This window comes from Portibacter marinus (assembly GCF_021533195.1).
Taxonomy (GTDB): Bacteria; Bacteroidota; Bacteroidia; order Chitinophagales; family Saprospiraceae; genus Portibacter; species Portibacter marinus.
On sequence record NZ_JAJNKB010000013.1, the window covers coordinates 1 to 25,531 of the forward strand.

At 39.7% G+C, this 25,531-nt stretch carries 19 protein-coding genes; 7 read left to right on the plus strand and 12 right to left on the minus strand.

Features of this window, described 5'->3' with window-relative positions:
• Both L2567_RS19490 and L2567_RS19495 read left to right on the plus strand, forming a co-directional pair.
• A partial coding sequence (locus tag L2567_RS19490; RefSeq protein ID WP_235299535.1) for a T9SS type A sorting domain-containing protein occupies positions 1–1,227 on the plus strand: 1,227 nt, incomplete at its 5' end.
• A 71-nt stretch (positions 1,228–1,298) separates the two neighbouring features.
• A complete protein-coding gene (locus L2567_RS19495) occupies positions 1,299–3,404 on the plus strand; it encodes a proprotein convertase P-domain-containing protein (RefSeq protein WP_235299536.1) in 2,106 nt (701 codons plus the stop codon).
• Between the two features lie 92 nt (positions 3,405–3,496).
• Here L2567_RS19495 and L2567_RS19500 read toward each other — a convergent pair whose 3' ends face one another.
• From L2567_RS19500 to L2567_RS19535, 8 genes are all read right to left on the minus strand, one after another.
• The gene (locus L2567_RS19500) at positions 3,497–6,277 is read right to left on the minus strand and encodes a zinc-dependent metalloprotease (RefSeq protein WP_235299537.1); all 2,781 of its coding nucleotides are present in this window, start codon (positions 6,275–6,277) and stop codon (positions 3,497–3,499) included.
• 136 nt (positions 6,278–6,413) lie between these two features.
• Positions 6,414–6,998, minus strand: coding sequence for a uracil-DNA glycosylase family protein (locus L2567_RS19505; RefSeq protein WP_235299538.1), 585 nt, complete (start codon positions 6,996–6,998; stop codon positions 6,414–6,416).
• 3 nt (positions 6,999–7,001) lie between these two features.
• The gene (locus tag L2567_RS19510) at positions 7,002–7,955 is read right to left on the minus strand and encodes an NAD(P)H-quinone oxidoreductase (protein WP_235299539.1); all 954 of its coding nucleotides are present in this window, start codon (positions 7,953–7,955) and stop codon (positions 7,002–7,004) included.
• Positions 7,956–8,008: 53 nt separating this feature from the next.
• Entirely contained in the window at positions 8,009–8,680 is a 672-nt protein-coding gene (locus tag L2567_RS19515; RefSeq protein ID WP_235299540.1) for a TetR/AcrR family transcriptional regulator, read from the minus strand.
• Between the two features lie 302 nt (positions 8,681–8,982).
• Positions 8,983–10,386 carry a chromosomal replication initiator protein DnaA gene (dnaA, locus tag L2567_RS19520; protein ID WP_235299541.1) on the minus strand — a complete coding sequence of 468 codons (1,404 nt, stop codon included), beginning with the start codon at positions 10,384–10,386 and terminating at the stop codon, positions 8,983–8,985.
• 328 nt (positions 10,387–10,714) lie between these two features.
• Positions 10,715–11,635: a bifunctional metallophosphatase/5'-nucleotidase gene (locus L2567_RS19525; RefSeq protein WP_235299542.1), complete on the minus strand. Its 921-nt coding sequence runs from the start codon at positions 11,633–11,635 to the stop codon at positions 10,715–10,717.
• A gap of 1 nt (position 11,636) precedes the next feature.
• Positions 11,637–12,395 carry a 5'-nucleotidase C-terminal domain-containing protein gene (locus L2567_RS19530; protein WP_235299543.1) on the minus strand — a complete coding sequence of 253 codons (759 nt, stop codon included), beginning with the start codon at positions 12,393–12,395 and terminating at the stop codon, positions 11,637–11,639.
• 4 nt (positions 12,396–12,399) lie between these two features.
• Positions 12,400–12,915, minus strand: coding sequence for a DUF7935 family protein (locus L2567_RS19535; RefSeq protein ID WP_454824040.1), 516 nt, complete (start codon positions 12,913–12,915; stop codon positions 12,400–12,402).
• 163 nt (positions 12,916–13,078) lie between these two features.
• On the opposite strand from L2567_RS19535, the gene L2567_RS19540 reads away from it, so the two are divergent.
• The 3 genes from L2567_RS19540 (at position 13,079) to L2567_RS19550 (ending at position 15,292) form a co-directional block, all read left to right on the plus strand.
• Positions 13,079–13,432, plus strand: coding sequence for a HesB/IscA family protein (locus L2567_RS19540; RefSeq protein ID WP_235299545.1), 354 nt, complete (start codon positions 13,079–13,081; stop codon positions 13,430–13,432).
• 102 nt (positions 13,433–13,534) lie between these two features.
• Positions 13,535–14,656, plus strand: coding sequence for a molybdopterin-synthase adenylyltransferase MoeB (gene moeB / locus L2567_RS19545; RefSeq protein WP_235299546.1), 1,122 nt, complete (start codon positions 13,535–13,537; stop codon positions 14,654–14,656).
• A 15-nt stretch (positions 14,657–14,671) separates the two neighbouring features.
• Positions 14,672–15,292, plus strand: a complete 621-nt coding sequence (locus L2567_RS19550) for a hypothetical protein (RefSeq protein ID WP_235299547.1) — start codon at positions 14,672–14,674, stop codon at positions 15,290–15,292.
• A gap of 12 nt (positions 15,293–15,304) precedes the next feature.
• Here L2567_RS19550 and L2567_RS19555 read toward each other — a convergent pair whose 3' ends face one another.
• Together L2567_RS19555 and L2567_RS19560 are read right to left on the minus strand one after the other, a co-directional pair.
• On the minus strand, positions 15,305–15,988 hold the full coding sequence (locus tag L2567_RS19555; RefSeq protein WP_235299548.1) for a LytR/AlgR family response regulator transcription factor: 684 nt from the start codon (positions 15,986–15,988) through the stop codon (positions 15,305–15,307).
• A 30-nt stretch (positions 15,989–16,018) separates the two neighbouring features.
• A complete protein-coding gene (locus L2567_RS19560) occupies positions 16,019–17,029 on the minus strand; it encodes a sensor histidine kinase (RefSeq protein ID WP_235299549.1) in 1,011 nt (336 codons plus the stop codon).
• Positions 17,030–17,314: 285 nt separating this feature from the next.
• On the opposite strand from L2567_RS19560, the gene L2567_RS19565 reads away from it, so the two are divergent.
• Both L2567_RS19565 and ruvB read left to right on the plus strand, forming a co-directional pair.
• Entirely contained in the window at positions 17,315–19,678 is a 2,364-nt protein-coding gene (locus L2567_RS19565) for a TonB-dependent receptor domain-containing protein (protein WP_235299550.1), read from the plus strand.
• Positions 19,679–19,768: 90 nt separating this feature from the next.
• On the plus strand, positions 19,769–20,794 hold the full coding sequence (gene ruvB / locus L2567_RS19570; RefSeq protein WP_235299551.1) for a Holliday junction branch migration DNA helicase RuvB: 1,026 nt from the start codon (positions 19,769–19,771) through the stop codon (positions 20,792–20,794).
• 433 nt (positions 20,795–21,227) lie between these two features.
• Here the strand turns inward: ruvB and L2567_RS19575 are convergent, their stop codons facing one another.
• Together L2567_RS19575 and L2567_RS19580 are read right to left on the minus strand one after the other, a co-directional pair.
• Positions 21,228–22,907, minus strand: coding sequence for a hypothetical protein (locus tag L2567_RS19575; RefSeq protein ID WP_235299552.1), 1,680 nt, complete (start codon positions 22,905–22,907; stop codon positions 21,228–21,230).
• Positions 22,908–22,966: 59 nt separating this feature from the next.
• On the minus strand, positions 22,967–25,519 hold the full coding sequence (locus L2567_RS19580; protein WP_235299553.1) for a hypothetical protein: 2,553 nt from the start codon (positions 25,517–25,519) through the stop codon (positions 22,967–22,969).
• Positions 25,520–25,531: the final 12 nt, after the last annotated feature.

The following is a 25,531-nucleotide window of genomic DNA, read 5'->3' on the forward strand; positions in this document are numbered from 1 at the left end:
TTCGTTGATCAAAGAACGGATGGTGACTGCCCTCAAGAATATAGCATCACCAGAACATGGACGGCTAAGGATGCTTGTGGAAACACTTCCACAGCTTCTCAAACCATCAAAGTTACCGATGAGACACTTCCCACCCTCATCGGCAATCTACCACCAGACATCACGCTGGATAATTACTGCTCTGATCCAAGCATACCAGAGCCTCCAGTGATTACAGGTGATGACAATTGTGATGATGATGTCGAAGTGATCTATACAGAAACTATTGATGATATGACTGAATATCCAATAAGTTTCAAAATCACCAGGACATGGACCGCTATGGATGATTGTGGAAATGTGTCGGAGACGCATACTCAAATGATCTCTGTACCTTATTGCTGTTCTGATGAAACTGCATTTGCTTATCAAGAAGGTAATTGCTTTATTCAAGGCGGTGGCAAGAAAGGAAAAGGGAAAGGGAAAGGTGGAAGATGGGGCTGGTACATTGAAGATAATCTCGATGATGTCATGGCCAATGGAGGTGTGATTACCTATCCATTCATTGCCGGAGCAGGTCTATGTGACTTAGAAAGCGGAACCGAAGTTGGAACGGTATCACTGTTGTATGACGACGGCAAACTGTTCGTTACCTACAACATAATGAATGCAGACCTTACAGCAGATGAGATCTATACCATCGGTACTGTGCATGTTTATGCCGGATGTGAAGCACCAAGCAAACTGGCTCCTGGTCAATATGGCAACACCGGTGAAGCTGTAGAGATGAGTCCGGGTATCTGGGTTGCCATGGTTGAATTAGATCCTAGCGACATTGACTGTAGCGGTGAGGCTTATGTTATTGCTCATGCTGAAGTAGATATTTGCCGTAGAGTAGATCCGCCAGTAGATAGCGCTCTTGAGATTATTTCTGATGATAATGAGAGTCTAGAGAGCATCGATGAAGAAGTAGTCGAAAGAAGGGAAGTTGTAGAATTTAAGGTTGCAGCTTATCCGAATCCTACTACTGACAAGCTTTCTATAAAATTAGAAGGTTTACAAGCAGACATGACAACAATTCGATTTATCAACAATATTGGAGAATTGGTTAAAGAGATAACTTTGACTGATCCCGCTGTTCATGAATTGAATCTGAACTTGTCTAATGAATTAGAGAATGGTATATACCACCTACAAGTATTTAATGGAGAAGATTTTAAAACCTTAACCATAATGCTTATAGACTAAAATTAGGTAATTAGGTATTACAAACTTGTCGGGCCTGGTTGTCATAACCGGGCCTGACTTTACCATAGGTCATGAAGATTTCAACACTTGTCATTATTCTCTGCATTTTAAATATTTGTAAACCAATACAAAGTCAAGATGTAGTGATCTCGGATACCTATGATCCGGCAGTGACTTTGGCAGATTTCGGTTTTACGAATATTGACTTTACTATTTCGGGCCAATCTTTTTCCAATCTCAATTCGGCATTCGGCCTGAAAAAAGTTTGTATCAACATCAACCACTCATTTGTAGGTCAATTGAATGTGGCTTTGATATCACCTTCGGGCACTAAAATCGATCTTGTTTCAAATCGTGGAGGAAGTCAAAACAATTTTGAAAATACTTGCTTTGACGGTATATCAACGGAAATCATAGAATTTGGCAATCACCCTTACTCAGGAACATACCAACCAGAAGACCCTATCGCACTCATCAATGACGGTGGACCTTTTAATGGAAGTTGGAGAATCGAAGTTTATGATAATTCAGTGTTATTTCAAGGTAGTTTTGTCAGTTATGAATTAACTTTTGGTGATTCACCACCTGTTATAGAGCCAACTACCAATGATGAATGCGCTATGAGTTTACCACTTGAAATAAACAACAGTTATAACTGTACGCTTGCTACTTCAGCAACATTATCTCAGGCTAGTGATTCAGGAGTCAGCACCTCCTGTTCAGGATTCAATTTTAATGATGACATTTGGTTTTCATTCACTGCAGAAGATCAAGAACATGTCATTAGCACCTCCGAAGTAAACCCAAGCACTGATTTGATCTATGAAGTCTTTTCGGGTAATTGTAGTAGTTTGACTTCAATAATGTGCTCCTCCACAAGTGGCTTCCAGGTGGATAACCTCATTCCTGGTCAATCCTATTATATTAGGGTTGCTTCGACCTCCATCGAACCACAAATTACGGTATTCAATATTTGTATCAGTGAAGGTATTCCCCCTCCTCCAGCCAACGATGATTTCTGTAACGCATATGAATTGAATTCAACAAACGGATTTTGTTATTCTGGGGCTACATTTGCTGGTGCTACACATTCATCGACTTTTCCTGATTGCCAAGGTTTTGAATTTCCAGATCCTAGCAATGATATATGGTTCAAATTTGTCGCTCAATCTCAAAATGTATCTTTCACGATAAGTAATATGGTGGGGACTTCCAGGTTTATTTATTTCCAAATCTTGAGTGGACCTATAAATTGCAACAACCCACCTTCGCATAATCTTTCTAGAATTGATTGTTATGTAGATGGAAATCCAGGTAATACAATTGGTTTCTCCACTGATCAACTCACTGTGGGAAACTCGTATTTTATCAGACTAGCGACTTCCACTATGCCCCAGAATACTGTTTTTGACATTTGTGCTGCTTCCAGTAATCCTCCTATAAATGACAACTGTGAAAATCCCATTGACCTTTTTGTCGGCCAATGCAATGATGTCAATTATACCTTAACGGAAGCGACTGAGTCACCACAAGAAGATCCATGTCCTGACTTAGAATTTTTTAATGATGACATTTGGTTTAGGTTCACACCATCTGTTCCAAATATTGTCATTGATGCTTTTAATATCACAGGTTCAGATGATGATCTTATGTTTGAGATATTTTCCGGTTCCTGCTCCAACTTACAATTAATCTTATGCTACGATGCTATTCCAAATGGACAAATCACATTGACTGGCTTAAATACCAATATTTCTTATTTAATTAGGGTGGCATCAGTACTTCCAAATTCACAATTCATAGATTTTAATATGTGTATAAAAGAAGAGAGTGATTGCCCTACTGAAGTAAGATCATTTTATGACTATAGTTCTTATAGTCTTCGTCATGTCGTAGAGTGCTCTCCTAGTAATACTACCGTTTCTTTTCATTCATCACTTGAAGGGAAAATACTTGAGTTTTCAACTCCGACAATTACCCTTTCAAATAATAAGATCTTTGATGCTACTAACTTTTCAGCGCCACTTCGATTCAGTAACTCAAGTTTAAATAATACCAATTATTTATTTGACGTGACAGGAACAACAACACTCAAGAATATTAGCATTGAGGGCAAATCTGTCAATTCAATGAAAATAAAAGTAAGTGCAAATGGGATTTTGACATTTACTCAGTAGGCTGTATTGGCGATCAAGGTTAAGTACATAAAAAAGCGGCCCCACACATTGCGCAGAGCCACTTAAAAAAATGTAATTGGGAATAACCTCTATTAGTCTATTTTAATCAGCTTGTCAGTTAACAAGTTTTCACCATCCTGAAGTTTGATCATATAGATCCCGGAAGGCAATGTTCCTATAGAAAATCTATCTGATATCACCTTCCCCTCAAATCTGTAGTTTTTACTGATAACCAATTGGCCATTCATGTCAAAAATGTCCATATTCACTACATCTGAAACCGATTCCTTATTGCTATAATCCAATAAAAGCTGCTGTCTTGTAGGATTGGGCCAAAAGCTAAATGACATGTCTGTACCCAAAACACTCTCTCCCAGGTTTTCAGGTAACGCACTAGCACAAGTCTCTACTTCAGATATCGAAACAGACATGAGTGTTGAAGAATTACCATCATAAGCATCAGACAAAGCAACAGATACACTTTGTGCTACAGGTATGGTTACATTCACAAAAGCCACGTTGGCACCGTTAAAGCTGCCATAATTGACCACTGCACCGCTACCATCCACATAATTTATACTCACGCTCTCGTCATATCTTCCAGATCCTTTACCATTCAATTTGCTACCCAAACCACTGATAGTAAAACTTACATTATCAGCAATTCCCATAAAATCTACTGTTGAAGTTGAAGATCCTCCTCCACTGTGCGTCAACGTTGAAGGATTCATTGTAAATGTAACAGAACTACAGTCATCACAACCATCAGGTATTCCATCTCCATCAGCATCTAACGCGTCATTAAAGCCTGGACACAAATCATCCGCATCACAGACCCCGTCTCCGTCTGAATCTGGAGTAAGGCATTGATTATTGTCTTCACAATAGTTTATTGAACTCAGATTCACACTCAAACCAGATGCACTGCCATCATATGAATCAGAAAGATTGACTTCTACAGATAAGGCTTTAGCTGAAATACTCACATTATATACAGAACCTTGGTTGCCGTTAAATGAACCGTAATTTACAGTCTGCCCTTCCTCATTGATATAAACAACATTTACCGATTCCGTATACCGATCACTCGGCTTTCCTCCGGTAACGGAATTGATTCCTGAAACGGTAAATGAAATATTCTGAGACGTCCTATCAAAAACGTAAGATGTGGAGCTACTTCCACCTCCAGAATGCGTTAAAGGATTACCGGCAAATGTACCAGTCAATTCCTGACAATCAAGATCACAACCGTCTGGAACTCCGTCGCCATCGCTATCAATAGCATCGTCAAATCCAGGGCAAACATCTTCTCCATCACAAATTCCATCACCATCACTATCCGCCAGGGAACCAGTACAATTACAGTCTGCGCCATAGATATCATTGACCGTACAAGCATCGCCATCATCACAAGAAGTTCCGATTAATCCATCATCAAATCCAGGGCAAACATCTTCAGCATCACAGACTCCGTCACCATCGCTATCCGGCTCTGGTGTACCTATACAGTTACAATTAGCATCATAAACATCACCAGTTGTGCATGGGTCTCCATCATCACATAATAGTCCTTCATCCGTACAATCCGCACAAGGTGAAAGACAAGTTGCTCCAGCTACTCTACTTCTGATCAAATCGCCGGGCTGTGGACCGAAGCCGTTGCTCATGTTAATGCCTACTCCCGAAACCAGGTGGCAATAACTCATAATGGTACCTCCATTGTTTGGTAGTGGAGGGGTGGGACAGTTAGGGTCTCCATAGCCTCTGGCCGCTGCACAACCATCGATTGCTGTATTGTTTCCATTCCATACACAAGAGTGGGTATGTGGTGATCCCAAATTATGACCCATCTCATGCGTAATAACATTGGTTGTCCATGAATAAGATGGCAACTCATTATAATAGCTATAGATGTAGCTGTATGAATATCCATAGGAAGTACAAAGTGCATTCACCCATGCTATACCTCCACCACTTGGAGCGCCACGAGAGACAAGGTGAGCCAAATCGCCGTTGTAGCTAGGAACCTGACTTCTAAAGGATGTCAATGCATTACTAGTAGAAGTAGTTGCATATGAATCAGGAGTATCCCAAACTTTGATCTCAGAGATTTTAGTGGTGATAGATTCGTTAGCATATAGCGTGGCAACGATATTGAAAATACCTGTCAATTGATTCACGGTATTCTGTACAGAGCCCTCTTCCAAAAACATATCGTGTTCACATTCAAAATAAACATTTACACAATTTTCAACCCTGGCTCCAGTATTTCCATCAATTATATTGTTTCTGACCTCTTGAAGCATTTCTGTATCGCAATCAAAATTTGGCTTGTCCTCTCTCTGATTGTTATCAAATAAAATGTATTTATCCTTGGAGTTTTGAAGTCGGCCAATGACGAGATTGCCTCGCTCTCTGGAATCGATAATACCTATTAACCGATCCTCCATAAAACTTAAGGCCACAATGGAATTCTTATCTCCTTCAACGATCCCTCTGTAGAATTTCGCTTCAATCTGCCCAAAAAATGGGTTGCCAGAACTTGTTTTGACGTTGAAGCCCGGAGACAAAATTTCTTGCTCGACCAATTCAAGTGTTAAGCTTTTGTTTCTAAATTCCAGAGGGATCTTTATAGCCTCTGAATCATTACTTAGCAGCTGTTTTAAATCTTTTTGAGTCATTGTAAATACGCTGTGATCTACATTGGCATCTCGCAGATTTTGAGCCTTTGCAAAAATATCAAAGGATTCAAAGCTAACATTTTGGTTCTTTTTGGACTGGACCAGGTTTGCCAATTTATTGGATTGTGCAAAGTTGCTGGACAATCCAAACAGGCAAATAAAAGTAAGTGTAAACAGTTTTCTAATTCCCATAATTTAATTGATTGTTAGTTTAGCAATTTTTAAACAGTGGCCAAAAATAGAGTTGTAAATCACTTAGAGAAAAATTAAATCCCGAAATGTCTTTGTCGCGGGAAGCAAAATTCTGAAATTGAATCTTCCACGCTATTTATGATCTATTATCAAAAAATAATAGGTTTTGTATTATATTTTTCAGAGATGGAATGACTTCTTGAACAAACCACTGGTTCTTGGCCTGCCAAATATTGTTTCTGGGAGAGGGATGAGGCAGAGGGAAATATTTGGGTAAGAACTGTTCAAATTTCTTTACATTTTGTGTCAATGTTTTATAGGGAGAGTTCAGATAAGCATCTTGTGCATATTTACCAATCAATAAAGTGAGGCGCACGTCTTTAATCTTAGAGAGCAATTCAGGGTGCCATGTTGGTGCACAGATCTTCATCGGAGGCAAATCACCTGACTTGCCTCGGCCAGGATAGCAGAATCCCATAGGTACCACTGCGAACTGGTCAGGGTTATAGAAAATATCTTCATCTACACCCAGCCAATCTCTTAAGTTATCTCCTGATTTATCTGCCCACGGTTTTCCTACGTCGTGAACTATACTTCCCGGAGCCTGACTAAGCAGAATAATTTTGCTAGTAGGCCTGGCAACAACTATGGGCCTGGGTCCAAGTGGGAGTTGGTCAGCACAAAGCGTACAAGATCGGATGTTCTGCAAAAGATTTTTCATGAACTATTTCTTGTGGATTCTCAGCACAATCTTTCCTTTATTTTTATTTTCTGCCATATATTGGTGAGCATCGCAAGCATTTTCAAAGTCAAATTCTCGGTCCACATTGGTTTTAAAGGGAAAGTGATCTGGAAAAATAAACCGCTTCTTTAGGCCGCTAATTAATTCGGATTTGTAAACATCATCTCTTGCTCTCAATGTACTGCCTTCTATTTTTAATCTTTTGGTAATAATAGCTGCAATATTGGTCTCGGAAATATTGACTCCGCCCAGAAATCCAAGCATGACCATCCTTCCTTCTGTTGTCAAAACTTTCAAATTCTTTTGAAAATATGGTCCTCCAACAAGGTCCAAAATCAAATCGATTTCGCTTGTAGCTTGATCAAAGGATACCTTTTTATAGTCAATACATTCATCCGCCCCTAAGGACCTACAGAAATCGTGTTTGCCTTTGGATGCCGTACAAATGACATGACAACCACATGATTTCGCAATTTGTATGGCTGCAGCCCCTACTCCACTGGCCCCGGCGTGAATTAAAATGCGTTCACCTGCTTGTATCTCGCCGATATAAATAAGGGATTGATATGATGTAATGAAAGCTTCAGGAACAGCGGCAGCTTCTTTTAGGTCAATGTTATCAGTCAGGTGGATAAGATGGGAAGCTTCGACAGCTAGATGATCTGCATATGCTCCACTTGCGACAATGGAGCAAACTTTGTCACCCAAGCTTATATCTTTTACCTCTGAACCTAATTTCACAACTGTTCCCGAAAATTCAAGACCAAGGATATCAGAAGCACCTTCAGGGGGTGGATAAAGACCTTTAATTTGTAATAAATCTGCTCTATTTACCCCGGCATAAGCAACTTGAATCAGACATTGACTAGGTGAAATTTCAGGTCTAGGTCGTTCCACGAATGCGATTTCTTGATTCTGTGCTATTATTGCTCTCATGTTTTAAAGATAGAGAGATTTAATTTTTATTTGAAGGAAGAGAACAATTAAAGTCAGGCATCTGGATCCGTCAACATCTTTCTGGTATGTCTAATAATGTAGTTTCTCCAATCTGTAATCTCAACTTTAAGTATAGAGGTTTTTTTGCCGGAAGTTGCATTTAACTTTACAAAACCCAAAACATTGGCCCATGCATACAGATAAATTAGCTCAGGTTTTTGCTTATTGAGAATACTTCCATCCTTTCTTCCCCTTTCTATTTCTTTGAGAAAAATGCTGATGGGAATGTTTTGAATGTCGCGAACTCGTTCATAATAACTGGACACCTTCATGGCATCGGTTATTTTTTCATCCAATACACCATTGCTGGTAGACCTGACAAAGGAAATAAAATCAAGCATAGCTTCTGAATATAGAAAGTTTTTCTCGCTAAAAGCGATGAAACTTTTCATTAAGCCAACCAATCCCTCCAATCCCGATTGATCTTTAGTTGCTTCCACACTTTCATAAAAGGTATCAATAAGAGCCTGAAATGCTCGGTAGGTAATGGCCATATACAAATTCTCTTTACTAGAAAAGTAAAAATATATGGTACCCTTAGATATTCCGATTTCGCTGGCCACATCTTCCATCTTTGTGTTGGCAAATCCTTGCTCTGAAAATACTTTTTCAGCCGCATCGATGATCGCGTTTTCTTTCAGATTTCTTTTCGTAGAAGTAGCCATAGTGAATAAGTTGCTGCGCTGAGACAAACATAAGTATTTAATAAGGATACGAGAAGGGAGTGCGAGATTAATTCTTAGGTATAGAAATTAATGAGAGTTGTGATAAATTGTAAATAACATATGGGTAATTCTTAACTGTTTTAGCATGAGAGTGACTCATACAGCTGGCTAATAAGATTTGCCAGTCTCAAAATCACGAAGTGCAATTCTCAAAATCACGAAGTCTCACTTGCAAAATCACGAAATGCCAGTCAAAGAATCACGAATTACCAGTACTAAAATGATCTGGTAGTTGAAGAAAACTACGATAAGCTAAGTTGCACTTTCTTCTCCAACTCAGCCACCGTATCCTTAAAAATCAAGTCGGTATCCATCAGGTCCTGTACTGCCTTGCAGGAATAAATGACGGTGCTGTGATCACGGCCGCCAAAATTATTGCCAATATTCTTCAGGCTTTTGTTGGTTAAATTCTTGGCGAGATACATGGATAACTGACGGGCAATGACGATAGATCGCTTACGTGTTTTACCTCCAAGTTTCTCTATTGGTACCTGAAAATGATCTGCCACCAATTGCTTAATATTTTCTACTGTGATTTCCTTATTCAATTGGTTCACAAAGCTCTGTATCACTTCCTTGGCCAACATCATATCGATCTGTCTTTGGTTCAATGAAGCCTGTGCGATCAATTGTATCAACACTCCTTCGAGCTCACGGATATTATTCTTGATATTGTAACAAATGAATTCTGTCACATCACCAGGTAGATCGATGCCCTCTTTATTCATTTTTGACTCCAGGATGGCCAATCGGGTTTCATAATCTGGTATCTGTAAATCAGCCACCAATCCCCACTTGAATCGAGAAATAAGTCGATCTTCCATGCTTGCCATATCCTTAGGAGCCCTGTCAGAAGTCAGAATAATTTGTTTACCGCCCTGATGCAGGTGATTAAAAATGTTAAAGAATATTTCCTGAGTCTTTGTTTTACCTGCTAAAAACTGGATGTCATCAATGATCAACACATCGATCAACTGATAAAAATTGACAAAATCCGTGACCGCATTGGTCTTAATAGATTGAATCAGTTGATTCGTAAACTTTTCAGTACTTACGTATAGAATGTTTTTGTTTTTGAATTTTTGCAAAACAGCATTACCTATGGCTTGTGCTAAGTGTGTCTTGCCCAGTCCGACATCCCCATAAATCACCAATGGATTGAATGCTGTCCCTCCGGGGTTCTCTGCGATGGCTTTGCCTGCAGATCTTGCCAGTCGATTACAGTCACCTTCGATATAGTTTTTAAACGTATAATTCTCGTTAAGTTGTGGATTAAACTTAACCCGCTTAATACCAGGAATTACAAATGGGTTCTTGATCTCATCTGTATCAAAACCTTTCTGAATAGAATGATCTTGCTTATTAGTTGCGGACTGACCTACAGCTCGGTGATTCTCCATCAGAAATTGATATTCTAACCGGCCACCTTCACCTAAAGAGATTTGTAATCCTTTCTTTAAAAGATCAATATAGTTCTCCTCTAACCATTCGTAAAAAAATTTGTTAGGCACCTGAATGGTTAAAACATTCTCCTCTAACTTTACCGCTTTGATGGGCTCAAACCAGGTCTTGAAACTTTGTGGATTTATATTAGACTTAATATATTCCGCACATGCATTCCAAGCTGTAGTAAAGTCTTCGTTCATTCGAATATTTCTTTCAGGTTTTAACAATAGTATACGCAAACCAAGTCTAGTATAGCATGGGGCAACACTACAATAGATTTACTAAAATGGCGCGAGAAATCGATTTTCCTTATTTCAAGGAGGATAACTAACCAATCATTTTTTCGGGGAAACAAATATCAATTTTTTTAATCAATCGTAATAGAAATTTAACAAAAAAAAACCAATAAAATGAATTGAAAATCAAACATATAGAAGAATTCTATATATAATGAAAGTTGTCATATGTTAACCCATGCTGGACACCGAAATTTACATATATATAATCCCTTAATATGTAAAAAATAACCTAAACTATTTTTCCAAGCCAAGTGTTCTGGCATGATGTGCAGTTCCCTTTCTTGTTCTTTTCGAACACTAAATCTATCCTTCCGAGCATCAAGCCCGCAAAACCAACCTGGTTGACAAGTACTCGATCACCTTTTTGATTGATTACCACATCCGGCTCTTTCATAAATGTGTGGGTGTGTCCACCAATGACCAAATCGGTTTCGAAAGTATTGGCTGCAATCACCAGATCTGACACCTTTTCACTTCCATACTTATAACCTAGATGAGACAGACAGATCACATAATCACATTTCTCGTCCTTACGGAGTCTCTTCTCATATTTTATAGCCACCGCCAAAGGATCCATATATTGTGTTTCTCCATAAAGCTCTGCAGGAACGAGTCCTTGAAGCTCTATACCTAAGGCGTAAACACCAATCTTTACACCGTCCATCTCATAGGTCATGTAATCCTTTGCCACCCCTTGCATGGCAGTATTCGAAAAGTCGTAATTGCTGCTCAACATGGTGAAACTTGCCTTTCCCATTTGCATGGCCAGGTTCTCAATTCCTCCATCAAAGTCATGGTTTCCGATAGTACACAAATCATACTTCATTTCCGACATTGCTTTCACCTCTACCTCTCCATGAAAAAAATTGAAATAAGGGGTGCCCTGAAACACATCACCTGCATCCAGAAGTAAAACATTCTCTTTTTCCTTTCGGATTTCATCTATCATGGCCGCGCGCTTGACCACACCTCCCATTCCTTGATTTCTTCCACCATCCATCGGGAAAGGATCAATTCTACTATGCATATCATTTGTATGCAATATGGTGATTTGGCTAAATTCAGCATTGGCACTAAATACCTCCCAGGGAAGTAAAGATGCTCCTATGGAACTAACAATCGTATGACGTAAAAAAGCTCTTCTGATCATTTTAATTAATTTTTACGATGCGTCCTTCCTTTTTGGCTATTTGCTTAATGCCCTGTTCTGTATCGCGTTTTACGTGCTGTATCAATGCATCTCGTACCAACAAATCATAATCATATATCTCTTTGCCGGCAAAAACACTGGTACCGTCACCTCCGTAGGCCAGATAGTCATTCAAGCCTACTCTGTAGATCTGTTCCTCGTCAATGGCTTCACCATTTAGTGTAACATTGATGGCCTTTCCATCCTTAATCTCAAATTTAACGCCTTTGCTTACCGGCCATCCACCATAATCCGCTATCCTATCCAACAACTTCATCACCTCATCTCCCGTTAAATCCACTGCCACCATCTTGTTTTCGAATGGCATCACTTCGTAAATCGTTCTAATCGTTATGGGCCCCGCTGCAATTGAATTGCTTCTGACACCTCCATAATTCTGCACAGCGAAATGCACAGGTTGGTTGCTTAAACGTTGTGTCTCTTCCAGCATAATATCAGCAAACCAATTCCCTATATTGGATTCCACACGCTCTTTCACCAACTCCACTTCTAACTCTCCAATGACAATGTCCATTTTTGAATCGAGTTGACTTTTGTATGGTTCTATTAATTCAGCCATCGCCTCATCAGTACCGGCTTGATCACCCACATCGTACCGCTCATATTTAGCATCTGCAGTGTGCCAGACCTGTTGGGTACAACTTGCCATAGAGCATAACAAAAGCAGCAACTGTAAAAGATTTTTCAATTGCATTTCCATTCTTCTAAAATAACAATTTAACCTCACTACGCAGTGCTTCTTTGGCTTTATCCAAGATGGGAGCGGTCGCTCGTTCTGCGATGAGGGCATTGCTGTATCCAAGTGCATCATCGCCCGGAGCAAATCTGTCCGCTGTACTTGCTATGCTGTTCTGCACTTCATTTTTTGCCAACTCTATAATTTTCCAAAGGTTATTTGAAGCATATATCTGCTGGGAAAGATTGTGCTCATATTCCTGCTGTACGGCTATCATCAGAACGGACTGAAGCTCTTTCACAGTCATTGAGGGCTCACGCATTCTGTAGACCAACTGATCTAGATTGATTCTTTCACAAAAAAGCATTAACCGTTCGTAAGCCTGAATTCTCAGCGGCAAAGTTTCACTCTTTTTATCCGCCTGCAATCTCATAGCTTCTAAGTTTATTCTATTTCTAAAATAAGATCTTAACAGAAAAAAAACCGTCAGAAATAGGACAAGAGATGGCAGAGTATATTTTAATAATTCCCAAAAGTGCTCCATTTATACTATTTTTGCGCAAGATCGTATTTTTATCATAGAAGTAATTTATATCATATGATAATTCTTAAAATTTGTTGGTAGGTCAAGTTTACCAATTGACACTATCAGTTTTAAAGAACTTTATGCGATCGTCATTCGTTTACTAGGTATATAATGTGAAGAAATGGAAGTACAGACAGCAACTAAAGCACAACCGATTCATATAACTGAAAGTGCCGGTGCACAATTAAACAGAATTATGCAGGAACAAAATATTCCTGAGGATCATGCATTGAGAGTAGGCGTCAAAGGTGGCGGTTGTTCAGGCTTTTCTTATATACTCGGATTTGATAAAAAGAAGGATCGAGATGAATCCTATGAAGTAGCGGGAATGGATGTCATCATTGATAAAGCACATGCTATTTATCTTCTAGGAATCGAAATTGACTGGATGGATGGTTTGAATAACAGAGGCTTTGTTTTCAATAATCCTAATGCAAAAGAAACTTGTGGTTGCGGAACCAGTTTTTCTGCATAAGCAATCGACTCGACGATTCAAATCAAACGGTTTTTCAATTTTTATCTGACAATTCAAAATGGTATCGTTCGATATTCGTAGCTTAAACAATATCTTTAAGTTATGAAAGATCGAAATCTCACCAAGGAAGAATACCAACGCTATTCACGACATATCATTTTACCTCATCTTGGTGTGCAGGGTCAAACCAAATTAAAGGCAGCAAAAATACTGGTGGTCGGAGCCGGTGGTCTGGGGATTCCTGTCCTCCTTTATTTGGCTGCAGCAGGTGTTGGAGAGTTGGGGATTGTGGATTTCGATCTTGTGGAATTTAGCAATTTGCAAAGGCAGGTGATTTACAAAACTGAAGATGTCGGCAAAAGTAAAGCTCAACTAGCCGCAAAATTTGTCAAAGAGCAAAACCCACTTGTACAAGTTAATGAATACGAATGCTGGTTGGACTCAAATAACGCCTTAGAAATCTTGGGTGATTACGACCTGATCGTCGATGGAACAGATAATTTTCCAACCAGGTATCTTCTGAATGATGCTGCCGTCTTATTGGACATGCCTTACATATATGGTTCTATCTTTCGCTTTGAAGGACAGGTGAGCGTTTTCAACTTCAATGGTGGACCCCATTATCGGGACCTTTTTCCTGAGCCTCCTGCACCTGAATTGGTGCCTAATTGTTCAGAAGGTGGTGTTCTGGGCGTATTGCCCGGTATGGTAGGTTCCATGCAGGCTCTTGAAGCCCTTAAAGTTGTAACAGGTGTGGGTGAAGTGTTGTCAGGCAAATTGTTAACCATCGACACTTTAACCAATATGTACCGCAGTTTTCGTTTTGGCAAGAGAAAAGACCAGCCTCCTATCACTGAATTGATTGACTATCAACAGTTTTGCAGTCCAAACCATCCCCTTGAAGAGATTACAAGTATATCAGCCTTGGAATTGAAGAAATGGGAGACCACTGACAAGCAGTATCAATTGATTGATGTGCGAGAGCCTTATGAATTTGAAATCGTCAATTTGGGAGGTGACCTTTTCCCCAAGGCCAAGATTGACCAATATCTAGATAAAATTAAAAGAGATATTCCCGTAGTGGTGCACTGTAGGAGTGGAAAGCGCAGCGAAGAAGTCATTCGGCACCTGAAGTCCGAACATGCATTTGATAATTTGGTTAATTTAGAGGGTGGCATCCTAGCGTATGCTACCGATGTTGATCCACAACTTACCGTTTACTAATCAAAATTACTTTGAATGAAAGTTTTATCGGCGATATTAATTTTTTTGTTGATCTATGGATGTAATACCACTAAAGTGCTTGAAGCAACTAATGAATTGGAAGATGAGACCACCATTTGTAACCATAGAGCACTCCTTGTTGATCTCACCAATAACGAAAATTGTGGCTTTCTATTTCAACTGGATGATGGGACAAAGCTGCTTCCCTCTGAGATGCCTAGCGTAGATATTCCTTTTATAGATGGATCCTACGTTTATATCGGATATAAAAAGTATGATGAGGTAAAAACTCGTACCAACTCACTCTGTGGACAAGAAGATGTGGTGGTGGAAATCACTTGTATACGTGAATATGAAGATGAAAAAGCAGAGACTTCTCTAACCTATGAAGATTGTGAGTCCGTAAGGAATATTGCAAAGACGCCATGGATGAAAAATCTTAATGCCAAGCTTAAACCTCAAAAAATATATGAATACGACTATGATGTAGGCTATTTGTATTTGTTTAATGTCAATGGTGTAAATTACTTGTATGACTGCTTAGGTAACCAAATGTGCACTACAGAAGATGGAGGTGACTGTTTGTCCTTAATAGAAACATTAGGAGAAGGTAAAGTTTTGCAGGTAAGGAGGTAATATAAAGTTTACTTAATGCTTGAGAATTACTTTTTCAAACTCCTCCTTGTAAGCGCGACCAATCGGGATTTCATGATCATTCTTCAGGTAGACCATAGAGGCTCTGACTTTCTTTATTTTATGACCATTAATCAGATAAGATCTATGGACTCTGTGAAAATTTTCAGACTTTAGTTCTTCTTCCCAGTACTTCAGGGTCTCATTAGATAGCAATTTCTGCTCAGTGGTAAACAGTTCGGTGTAATCTGCATCAGATTTAATGTAAATGATTTCACGGATATCTACTTTAATGTGTTCATGTCCAGATTTAATAAAGATGGACTGGTTGACCGGAGCTCTTACATGGGCCGTTTCAGGATGAACTTTATTCGCTGCTTTTAGAAATCTAGCAAATGAAAAAGGCTTCAGCAAATAATCAACTACATCAAAATTATAGCTTTCCAGGGCAAATTCTGAAAAGGCAGTCGTGAGGATCACAGGTGGAGCGTCGCTCACCGCTTTCAAGAAATCCATACCTGAAAGCTTGGGAAGGTGAATGTCGAGGAATATCAAATCTACCTTATTTGAATTTAAGAAATCAATGGCTTTGATAGCATCGGCAAATGTTGCGACCAATTCTATTTTACCATAATCCTTAATATACTTTTGTAAGATCCTCTGAGCAGGTGGTTGATCTTCTACAATGATGCATTTCATATTTGCAATTTATAATAAAAGAGGTTTGGATCAGTACAATTTTCCCTTTTGGAGTTCAATGGTCAGTAAAACGATATACTCATCATCTTCTATATTGATCTTCAGCTCATGGTTTTGCGGATATATCAAGTCCAAGCGCTTCTTTACGTTTTCGAGTCCAATGCCCCTTGCCACCTGATCATTGTTAGTCTGCTCATGGAATTTGTTTTTGCAATATAATTTCAGGAGGCCATTTTCATCGACCTTCACATTTATGTTTATAGCAATTCCTTCCGAAAGACTGGCAAAACTGTGCTTAAATGCATTTTCAATAAATACGATCAGAATTAAAGGCGCTATTTGATATTCTTGAAAATTTCCATCTTTCGTAAACTTAACCTCGCCTCGTGCTTCTATCTGTAATTTATTAAGATTCACATAACTTTCCAGCTGTTGTATTTCCTTACTTAATGCCACCAATTCGTCCTGGCATTCATAAAGCATATATCTCAACAGGCCTGAAAGTTCAAGTATGATTTCCGGTGTTTTCTCCGAGCCTTCAAGCGCATAAGAGTAAAGATTGTTTAAGTTATTAAAAAGGAAATGTGGATTGATCTGAGATCTCAGAAATTGCAATTCACTTTGACGTACGGCGTCCTTTAAGATTTCGACTTGTCTTTGACTCGTAATGGCATCCCAAGCAAATTTACCTCCTGATATGATCGTAATGATCGGTATAAGATCCATGAAGGCTAACCATGCCTTAAATGAAGCACCTCTTTGCGGAAAGTAAATCTGCTCTAAAAACAGTTCCTCTATCAACACCGAAACGATAAGCGTGGCCATAACGATTGCAATCAGAGTCCAAACGTTCCTTTTCGAATAGAAATAAGGTAAAGCTAAATAATTGATGACCAGCGCGGCAATTGCATAATTAGCGAAAAATGCGAAATGGAAATTCATGAAAGAATCGCCCCTTCGGTCGTAAGCATAAAATAGGAAGACTATCGCATTTAAGGCAATTTGAAAAAGCACCTCCCTGGTTGTGAATTTAGACTTCATCGAACTGCAATATAATTTAATGTTGCCTTTTTGCATTCAAACAATCTGTGAACAACCATATTATAAGGTTGAACTACGCTGAATATAAGCGATCTAATCAAACCAAAGGTGAGAAAGATGGTTAAAATTAAGGCGATGCGCTACAACAAGAAGTCACTTACTTGGTAGGAGTCTAACCTGAGTGCAAGTAGTCTTGTCGTTGAAGGGTGCCAATCGGTAGTTCGCCGAATGTATTTGCAAGAGCTCCTTAGATGCTGCATTTTTGAAATGTAAAAATAGATGTCGATGAAAAATTTACTATATGTCCTTTTATTCCTATTGACTTTTATCCTAGGATTGGATGGCCAAAACATTATCAACGGTAGAGTAGCTGATGCATCCAGCGAACAGCCCATTGATTATGCCACCGTCATGGTCCTGGATAAAGAGAGTAAGGAAATGATTCAAGGAGTAACCACTGAAAACCTGGGAAAATTTAGCATTGAAGTCAATGAGACCAACGTTTATCTAGAAGTAAGTTTTCTTGGCTATGAAACCATCACCTTAAATGATATCACATTTAACAATGGGGTAGCCAATGTTGGCGTCGTCCAATTAGGCATGAATGCAACGGCACTCGACGAAGTAGTGGTCAGGGCTGAAAAGTCATCCACAGAGTTCAAATTAGACAAGCGTGTTTTTAATGTAGGTCAGGACCTGTCTAGTACAGGGGCCAGTGCCCTGGAGGTACTTAACAATGTACCTTCTGTCAATGTGAATATAGAAGGTGCCGTCTCGCTAAGGGGTAGTGCCGGGGTACAAATTCTAATCAACGGAAAGCCTTCCATCCTCACCAATGAACAAGGAAATGCATTAGGAACCATTACAGCGGACATGATTGAAAAGGTGGAGGTCATTACAAATCCATCTGCCAAATATGAAGCAGAAGGTACCGCTGGTATCATCAATATCGTTTTGAAGAAGGATGAGAAAAAAGGGGTCAATGGTTCAATTTCCTTAAACACAGGATATCCACAGAACCATAGTTTAGGCTTCAGTTTGAATAAAAGAACAGAAAAATTGAATCTCTTTACCCAACTTGGAGTAGGATATCGGGTATTGCCCAGTGATGTCAGAAACATCAATGAGAATTTGTTAACCGGTCGCACCATTTACTCGGAGGGTGTCGAATACCGAAATGAGAATTTTTATAACCTCATCTTGGGCGCTGACTACTATTTTAATCCATTGAATGTCATGACCATCTCCGGAAGTTTTGCCTACGAGATCGAGCAGCAACCTTCAGAGACAAATTTTCAGATGACGGATGCGGCGGGTGATTTAGTGAAAGAATGGAAAAGAGAAGAGACCACTTCGGCCTTTAACCCTAAGGTCCAATATGAGTTGCAATATAAACGTGATTTTGTAGATGATGAAGACCATCAATTGCTGTTTAGCGCCATTGGAAATTACTTTGGCAAAACACAATCGTCTGAGTTCACTAATACTTTGATCTCCGGAGCCGATGATTTCAGTGATCAACGAACAAGGACTCAATTTAATGAGGGTAAATACACTTTCAATTTAGATTATACCAAACCATTTAATGAACAATGGACGCTTGAAACTGGTGCACAATATATTGCAAATGATGTCAGCAATGATTTTGAAGTCAGTAATTGTCAGGACGGTAATTTTGTAATTGAACCAGGATTTACCAACGTTTTTAATTATTATCAAAATGTGCTGGGCGTCTACGGGACCGGAGCATTTGAAGGTGAAAAATGGGGATTGAAATTAGGTCTGAGGGCTGAGAATACTGATTTGAGAACGGTATTGGAAAATACCAATGAAGAAAATGATCAAAACTTCACCAATTGGTTTCCGACAGCACATACTTCCTACAAGATATCAGAACGGTTTTCTGCTCAAGCCGGATATTCGAGAAGAATTTTTCGACCCCGGCTTTGGGACCTTAACCCGTTTTTTAATATTAGAAATAATTTCAATGTCCGCACGGGTAATCCTAATCTTTTGCCTGAATTTTCTGATTCATATGAGGTAGGAGCCATCTATATTCTGGATAAAGCTTCTCTAAATGCTACTGCTTACTATAGGTACACCACTGATGTCGTAGAGCGATTCGTGACTTTTGAGGATAATGTTAGCACCTTTAAACCTTTTAACATTGGCACCCGGAAATCAACAGGACTGGAATTCAATTTCAAATATGAGGCAGCTAAATTTCTGACTTTTACTGGAGACGCCAATTACTTTACATTCCAAAGAGAAGGTCAATACCAAGATGTTAATTTTGATTTTACGGCTGATCAATGGTCATCGAAATTGACCTCCAAATTAAAGTTTTCAAAAAGTCTCGATTTCGAAGTTACCGGAAGATATGAGTCTGAGGAAAGAACAGTTCAAGGCACAAATTCAGATAATTTGTGGGCTGACTTAGGTATGAGATATAAAATTGGCAAAGGCCGGGCTGTATTCAACCTGAGCGTCAGAGACGTTTTTGCATCCAGAGTTCGTGAGACTTTCACAGAGCAGGCCAATTTCTCAGTGTATAGTCGTCAGCAAAGAGGGCGATTTGTATCCCTTGGCTTCAGCTATGGTTTTGGTAAGGGTGAGGCCATGCAGTATTCAGGTAGCAGAAGGCACTAACCTTTAGCTGTCAATCGGTAGATGTAAACGTATCCGCAGTTGAATTTCTCACAGGTGGAAATTCTTTCTTACATTTGCATAAATCCTAATATGTTAAACGAACATTTAGACGCAAGTGGGGAAAAACTGAGTTCTGAAGAACAGAGCTATGAGCAAAGTATACGCCCGGCTGTACTATCTGATTTTAAGGGTCAAAGAAAGATCGTAGAAAATCTGGAAATTTTTATTAAGGCCGCGAAACTAAGAGTTGAAGCACTGGATCACGTGCTGTTACATGGCCCTCCAGGTCTGGGGAAAACCACGCTCTCGCACATCATTTCCACGGAAATGAACTCATCTCTGAAATTGACGTCGGGACCAGTCCTCGAAAAGCCGGGTGATTTGGCTGGATTGCTGACGAACTTGCAAGAAGGTGATGTTTTGTTTATCGATGAGATCCACCGGTTGAATAATATTGTTGAAGAGTATCTGTATTCAGCGATGGAAGATTACAGAATCGATATTATGATCGATTCCGGGCCTAACGCCCGATCTGTTCAGTTGAGTTTGGAACCATTTACCTTAATCGGTGCAACGACCAGAATGGGATTACTAACTGCACCGATGCGTGCTCGATTTGGCATCAATTTCTTACTGGATTACTACGATATCGAAACCTTACAAGGTATTATTGAGCGAAGTGCAGGCATTTTGGACATACCCATAACTACCGAAGGTTCCTTCGAGATTGCCAAACGTTCCCGGGGTACACCTCGAATTGCGAATGCGCTACTCCGTCGAATTCGTGATTTTGCTCAAATCAAAGGAAACGGAACCATTGACAAAGACATCAGTAAAGTAGGATTAGATGCTTTGAATGTAGATGATAGTGGCTTGGATGAAATGGATAATCGCATTCTGGACGCAGTGATTAATAAATTTAAAGGAGGGCCCGTAGGTCTTACGACCATTGCCACTGCAGTAGGTGAAGAAGCCGGCACAATTGAAGAGGTTCACGAGCCATTTCTGATCATGGAAGGTTACTTACAACGCACTCCGAGGGGGCGAGAAGCCACACATAAAGCGTATCAGCATTTGGGTATTGTGCCACCAGGAAAAGCGGGGTCGCTTTTTTAAATAGTGTGAATTTTCCCTTGCGAAAGTATCTGATGTCAGGTTTTATAATATGTCAATGTAAAGCGCAATGTTTTCATAGCTCTCTTCGACGTCGTCGCTCCAGTTCAGAGTCGCAAGAATAAGGAGAACAACACAACTTTATTCCAGCTAGATCTCGGTATTGTCTATAATACTGCAAGTCTGGATGACGCTTGTTGTTTCGGAGTTCCAGATCTTCTGCTTGAAGCTATTTCGCCTCACATTCAAAGGATATCAGACTGAAATACGAAATCTATCAAAAAGTAGATCCTCTTAACGCATATTTGAATTTATATTCACAAAGAAGGAAAGTATTTCAGTCAGGGTAAATACATAGCAGGGAATATTGTTTTTCCTCCGATGTTGCCTGAGTTAAAGGTGGATATGGGGGAGGTTTTTTATCACTGAAATTTCTCTACTCTATCTGCACTTCCATTACCGTTCTATAGGAGTTATCAGTTAATAGATAGTAAGAGTAATCATCCGTATTTACTATATGATTCATCGAAGATGAAAAATATTGATTGTAACTACCGAAACTGCCTTCCAGTAGTTTCAATACTTGAAAATTTCCCGTAGCTCTATGCATTCTTCGTAAGATCACAGCTGGAGTATCTGAGTCGCTATCCCAATCAAATCTTGCTCTTAATTCAGAAATAAAAAACTTGTTATATTCTTGAAAATCCTTAGTCAGATCAATGATTTTTAGAGCATCGCCATAGGCAAGGCTGAATTCGGTACCATAGTAAGTGAGCGTAGGATTAGACATAGGCTCTACAAATACTACTTTTCCTTCATTGTCCACCGTCATCTCCTTTCCTGCTTCATTTCCTAATGTGGGGAAAAATACATTTCCATTATTGAATTTAGCTACTTGACCTACACCACTTTCTACTAATACTAATTGATCGTTGCTGCTTTGATATTGAAAATAAAATTGCGAATTTCCCAGCTGCTTAAATTCTAAAAAAGGGTCATTGTCATCAATTTTTATATCCTGACTAGTCAACTGATCATCTATCGTTGTCACGCCATTAATCTGTACCTGCCCATCCAGAACTGTATTACCATCAATATCCAGATTTCCATTAATTCCCAATTGTTTACTGGCAAAATTCCCATCAATCAAGGGTGTCGAAGTCTCTGAATTCGCTATCACCAGCCTATCACTGCCTATATAGTCCTGACCCGCCTTATAACCAATAAAAACATTCCCCGAATTTCCGGGTCCTGCATTCCATCCGGAGCGATAACCTAAGTAGGTATTTCGACTGCCGAATGACAACTTATTTGCTGTTTCAGAACCCACAATCGTATTAAAATCACCAGTCGATAGTTCCTCGGAAGATCTGAACCCATAAATAGTATTTGATACACCTGAACTCATACTACTTGCAGATAACCAGCCTGTAACTGTATTAGCGATATTCTGTGGAACGTCGCTAGGTGTCACTCCTTTACCTATGTACGTATTCCCATCCTTTCCAAACTCTAAAGCATGACCACAGAATCGCATATCTTCATTCCCATTGACCTTAAACACAATACTGTCCACCCCACTTTCCACTATTCGAATCCCACTGTCTCCATCGTTATCAAGCGATAAACTCCCAAAGCTTTTCCAATTGGCTCCATTATAACTTTCGAACTTCTTCTCATCGGGATTGTAGCGCAAAACTCCAGGCGAAGCTCCTCCTTCTGTGTATCCAATCTTTAATCGACCATTTACATCCAAAGCTTCTGAGGGACTTAACAATCCTTTATTAATTCCAACCTGTCGATCCGATGTCATTCTAATCGTCGGAGTTCTCAATTGTGGAAAAGTAACCGGTGGCATGCTATACAGATCAAAGTTATTCCCAGACAATCTTACTTCACCTTTTGAGACATTATCTTGTAAAAATCGAATGGTAGATATATTTGCACCTTGTAAATCTATAACGCTGGACTGCGTTGCCGATTTAATGACCAATTGACTTGTATCTCCTTCATTATTAATTAAGAGCTTATCACTAACTTTGACTTCTACTGGATTAGTTTGAGCAAAAATCGAAACGGAAATGATTATTAAGATTAGAATCAGTGATGTGTTCATTGTCAATGTTTTAAAATTGTGTATAGAAAGCCATAAGTAAAAAGGGGCAATTTTAATTTTCATAGATCTCTTATTAGGGTTAGCTCAATAATCTGGGTAGCGTCAAACTCTGTCGCTAGAAAATAGGAATACAATTCCTTGTTTATCGTTACAGGAGCAAAAGAGTAATTTTTCTCGATTGGAGTAGTTGGTATGTTAGTTTCCGTAATAGTGAATATTGTCTCAAAAGCGCCTGTATTTAAATTTCGACGCATAAATTTGACAACTAGGTTTGGTGCTGTTGGGTCAAATTCTACATATTTTAAGCGGATACCTTCGATGACCAAATTTGTTTGTAAGTCTCTATCCATATTTTTTACCTGCTTTATATTGCCAACCATGCCTATCCAGTCTGTGAAGTCGCTAGAGTGATAGTTGATGGAAGGGAAAAATTCTCTCACCATTCTTCCATCTGGCAGGGCGATGACATTCGCAATAAGACCAAATGAATTAGAAAGCGCGTCAATTTTCACATTTGCTTTCATCAACACATCTCCACCTATTTCCACATCCCCATTAAGAGCGAGCGAATCTATTTCAAAATCTCCGTAGATCAGAGGGTTAGGATTCGTTGTATTTTCTATGTATAATTTATTACTACCGGGTTCACTATGACCTGCGAGATAGCCTATGAATATATTCCCATCACCAGTATTTCTTCTACCTGCATTGTAGCCTAAAACAGTGTTTTTACTTCCATTTTGATTGGTAAGCATCGCAGAAGCGCCCACTACTGTATTAAAATCACCGGTTGTCAGATCATGCCCCGCACTGTTTCCAATGTGTGTGTTATTCAATCCATTAAAAATAAATGGTGTGCTTAGCCAACCTAAGGAAGTATTACCTGTATTGTCGTTGAAGTCTTGTCTAGCACTTTGGTGACCGATAAAAGTATTTCCTTTCTTGCCCAAGTCCAATGAATGACCATTGAAGCTCATCTGCTCATCTCCATTCACAATGAATTTCACACTGTCTACTGCTGATTCTGCGAATGCCATCTTTGTGTCTCCGTCTCCGTCGATCGGAAGACCATCCAAAGTATTCCACACGAACCCATTGTACCCTTCGAATCTTGCAAGCGATTGGTTATAACGCATTACTCCTGCAGACGGTGTATTAGACCCATCTCCAAGCTTAATCCTTCCATTCACATCCAAAACCTCAGTTGGTGCTAATAATCCCTTTCGAATGCCAACATAATTGTTGGTCGTCATCTTAATCGTGGGTGTTCTAAGCAAAGGAAAAGTAACGGGTGGGGAACTATACAAATCAAAGCTACTTCCTGACCAGCGCATTTCGGCATTTACAGTGCCATTGTCAAGCATCTTAATCGCAGACTGTGTTGACCCGTCTAATTCTAGGAGACTAACACTTGCAGTTGATTTAATCACTACATGACTGGAATCGGTGGTGCTTACCACCTCAAGCTCTTGAGAAGGTGTCATGGTACCAATTCCGACTGCTTGATTCGCCAAAACTTGATTTGCTTTTACATGCTGGGTACTGTGAATATTTCCATGGACATCTAGAATCTCCTTGGGCAAACCCTCTTCAGCTAGAAAATTTAAGCCTACTTTTCCGTTCTTAAGCATAATCAATCCATCTCTTGCTTCATCCTCATTGCCATTTCCCACGGCTAATAACGTTTCTTCATCCTTCCAACCTCCTTCGGTACCCAGTCTATTGACATTGTACCTTCCAAAGACAGTATTTAAGTACGAATTGGCTGTCAAATCTTCACCCCACACCGTACCAAAAGCACCTGTATTTCTATTGTTACGCCCCCAAATTGTTCCGTAAGCTCCTAAACAAGTATTGAAACTTCCCCACATTGTTGAATGATCAGCGGAACCATCATTCTGAAGCCCCCATAAGGTACTAAAAGTACCAGAGCTTGAATTTCTTGTTCCCCAAATCGAATTATGCATGGCCAGTGCTTGATTGGTGCTGCCCCAGACAGTACTTGTGTCTCCGGTCACGGTGTTGTTATATCCCCAGGTGGTCGCCATCTGACTCTGCAGTCGATTTTCTTTGCCCCATGCGGTTCCGAAATGTGCTTCTATGTCATTCTGATACCCCCATGCTGTTCCATAGGTAAATCCTACATTGTTTTCTTGCCCCCAAACTGCTCCGTAAGCGCTGGAGAGTGTATTCTTCCTTCCCCAACCCATAGCATAGCCCCCTGATACATCCGTCTCAGAACCACTCGCAGTGGAATAAACTCCTGAGGCTACCGTGAATGCTCCCCAGGAAGTAGCATGTGAACCACTTGCGATGGTTCTGTTTCCAAATGCAGTAGTATTAAATGAAGATGCTGTATTTCCATTACCCCAGGCAGTAGCTTGATTACTGCTAGCCTCATTGTCCGTACCCCAGGTTGTTGAGTAAAGTCCAGAACTGATATTATTCGCGGTTTTCCCCCAGTTCATGTGCTGCACCTGCATGGAGGCACTGTCTACTGTCTGATGGAAAACTCTTACACCATTGATGTCATGGCTTAAAGATTCGATTTGTGCTGTCAAACCGCTTGTCAACAGGCTTATACAGAAAAATGCTTGGATTAATTTGTTCATTTGGATGCTAAT

What these genes read in the sequence shown, in the direction of transcription:
- L2567_RS19495 (WP_235299536.1), top strand. Translation starts at nt 1,299, where the DNA reads ATGAAGATTTCAACACTTGTCATTATTCTCTGCATTTTAAATATTTGT.
- L2567_RS19500 (WP_235299537.1), bottom strand. Translation starts at nt 6,277, where the DNA reads ATGGGAATTAGAAAACTGTTTACACTTACTTTTATTTGCCTGTTTGGA.
- L2567_RS19505 (WP_235299538.1), bottom strand. Translation starts at nt 6,998, where the DNA reads ATGAAAAATCTTTTGCAGAACATCCGATCTTGTACGCTTTGTGCTGAC.
- L2567_RS19510 (WP_235299539.1), bottom strand. Translation starts at nt 7,955, where the DNA reads ATGAGAGCAATAATAGCACAGAATCAAGAAATCGCATTCGTGGAACGA.
- L2567_RS19515 (WP_235299540.1), bottom strand. Translation starts at nt 8,680, where the DNA reads ATGGCTACTTCTACGAAAAGAAATCTGAAAGAAAACGCGATCATCGAT.
- dnaA (WP_235299541.1), bottom strand. Translation starts at nt 10,386, where the DNA reads ATGAACGAAGACTTTACTACAGCTTGGAATGCATGTGCGGAATATATT.
- L2567_RS19525 (WP_235299542.1), bottom strand. Translation starts at nt 11,635, where the DNA reads ATGATCAGAAGAGCTTTTTTACGTCATACGATTGTTAGTTCCATAGGA.
- L2567_RS19530 (WP_235299543.1), bottom strand. Translation starts at nt 12,395, where the DNA reads ATGGAAATGCAATTGAAAAATCTTTTACAGTTGCTGCTTTTGTTATGC.
- L2567_RS19535 (WP_454824040.1), bottom strand. Translation starts at nt 12,915, where the DNA reads ATGGAGCACTTTTGGGAATTATTAAAATATACTCTGCCATCTCTTGTC.
- L2567_RS19540 (WP_235299545.1), top strand. Translation starts at nt 13,079, where the DNA reads ATGGAAGTACAGACAGCAACTAAAGCACAACCGATTCATATAACTGAA.
- moeB (WP_235299546.1), top strand. Translation starts at nt 13,535, where the DNA reads ATGAAAGATCGAAATCTCACCAAGGAAGAATACCAACGCTATTCACGA.
- L2567_RS19550 (WP_235299547.1), top strand. Translation starts at nt 14,672, where the DNA reads ATGAAAGTTTTATCGGCGATATTAATTTTTTTGTTGATCTATGGATGT.
- L2567_RS19555 (WP_235299548.1), bottom strand. Translation starts at nt 15,988, where the DNA reads ATGAAATGCATCATTGTAGAAGATCAACCACCTGCTCAGAGGATCTTA.
- L2567_RS19560 (WP_235299549.1), bottom strand. Translation starts at nt 17,029, where the DNA reads ATGAAGTCTAAATTCACAACCAGGGAGGTGCTTTTTCAAATTGCCTTA.
- L2567_RS19565 (WP_235299550.1), top strand. Translation starts at nt 17,315, where the DNA reads ATGAAAAATTTACTATATGTCCTTTTATTCCTATTGACTTTTATCCTA.
- ruvB (WP_235299551.1), top strand. Translation starts at nt 19,769, where the DNA reads ATGTTAAACGAACATTTAGACGCAAGTGGGGAAAAACTGAGTTCTGAA.
- L2567_RS19575 (WP_235299552.1), bottom strand. Translation starts at nt 22,907, where the DNA reads ATGAACACATCACTGATTCTAATCTTAATAATCATTTCCGTTTCGATT.
- L2567_RS19580 (WP_235299553.1), bottom strand. Translation starts at nt 25,519, where the DNA reads ATGAACAAATTAATCCAAGCATTTTTCTGTATAAGCCTGTTGACAAGC.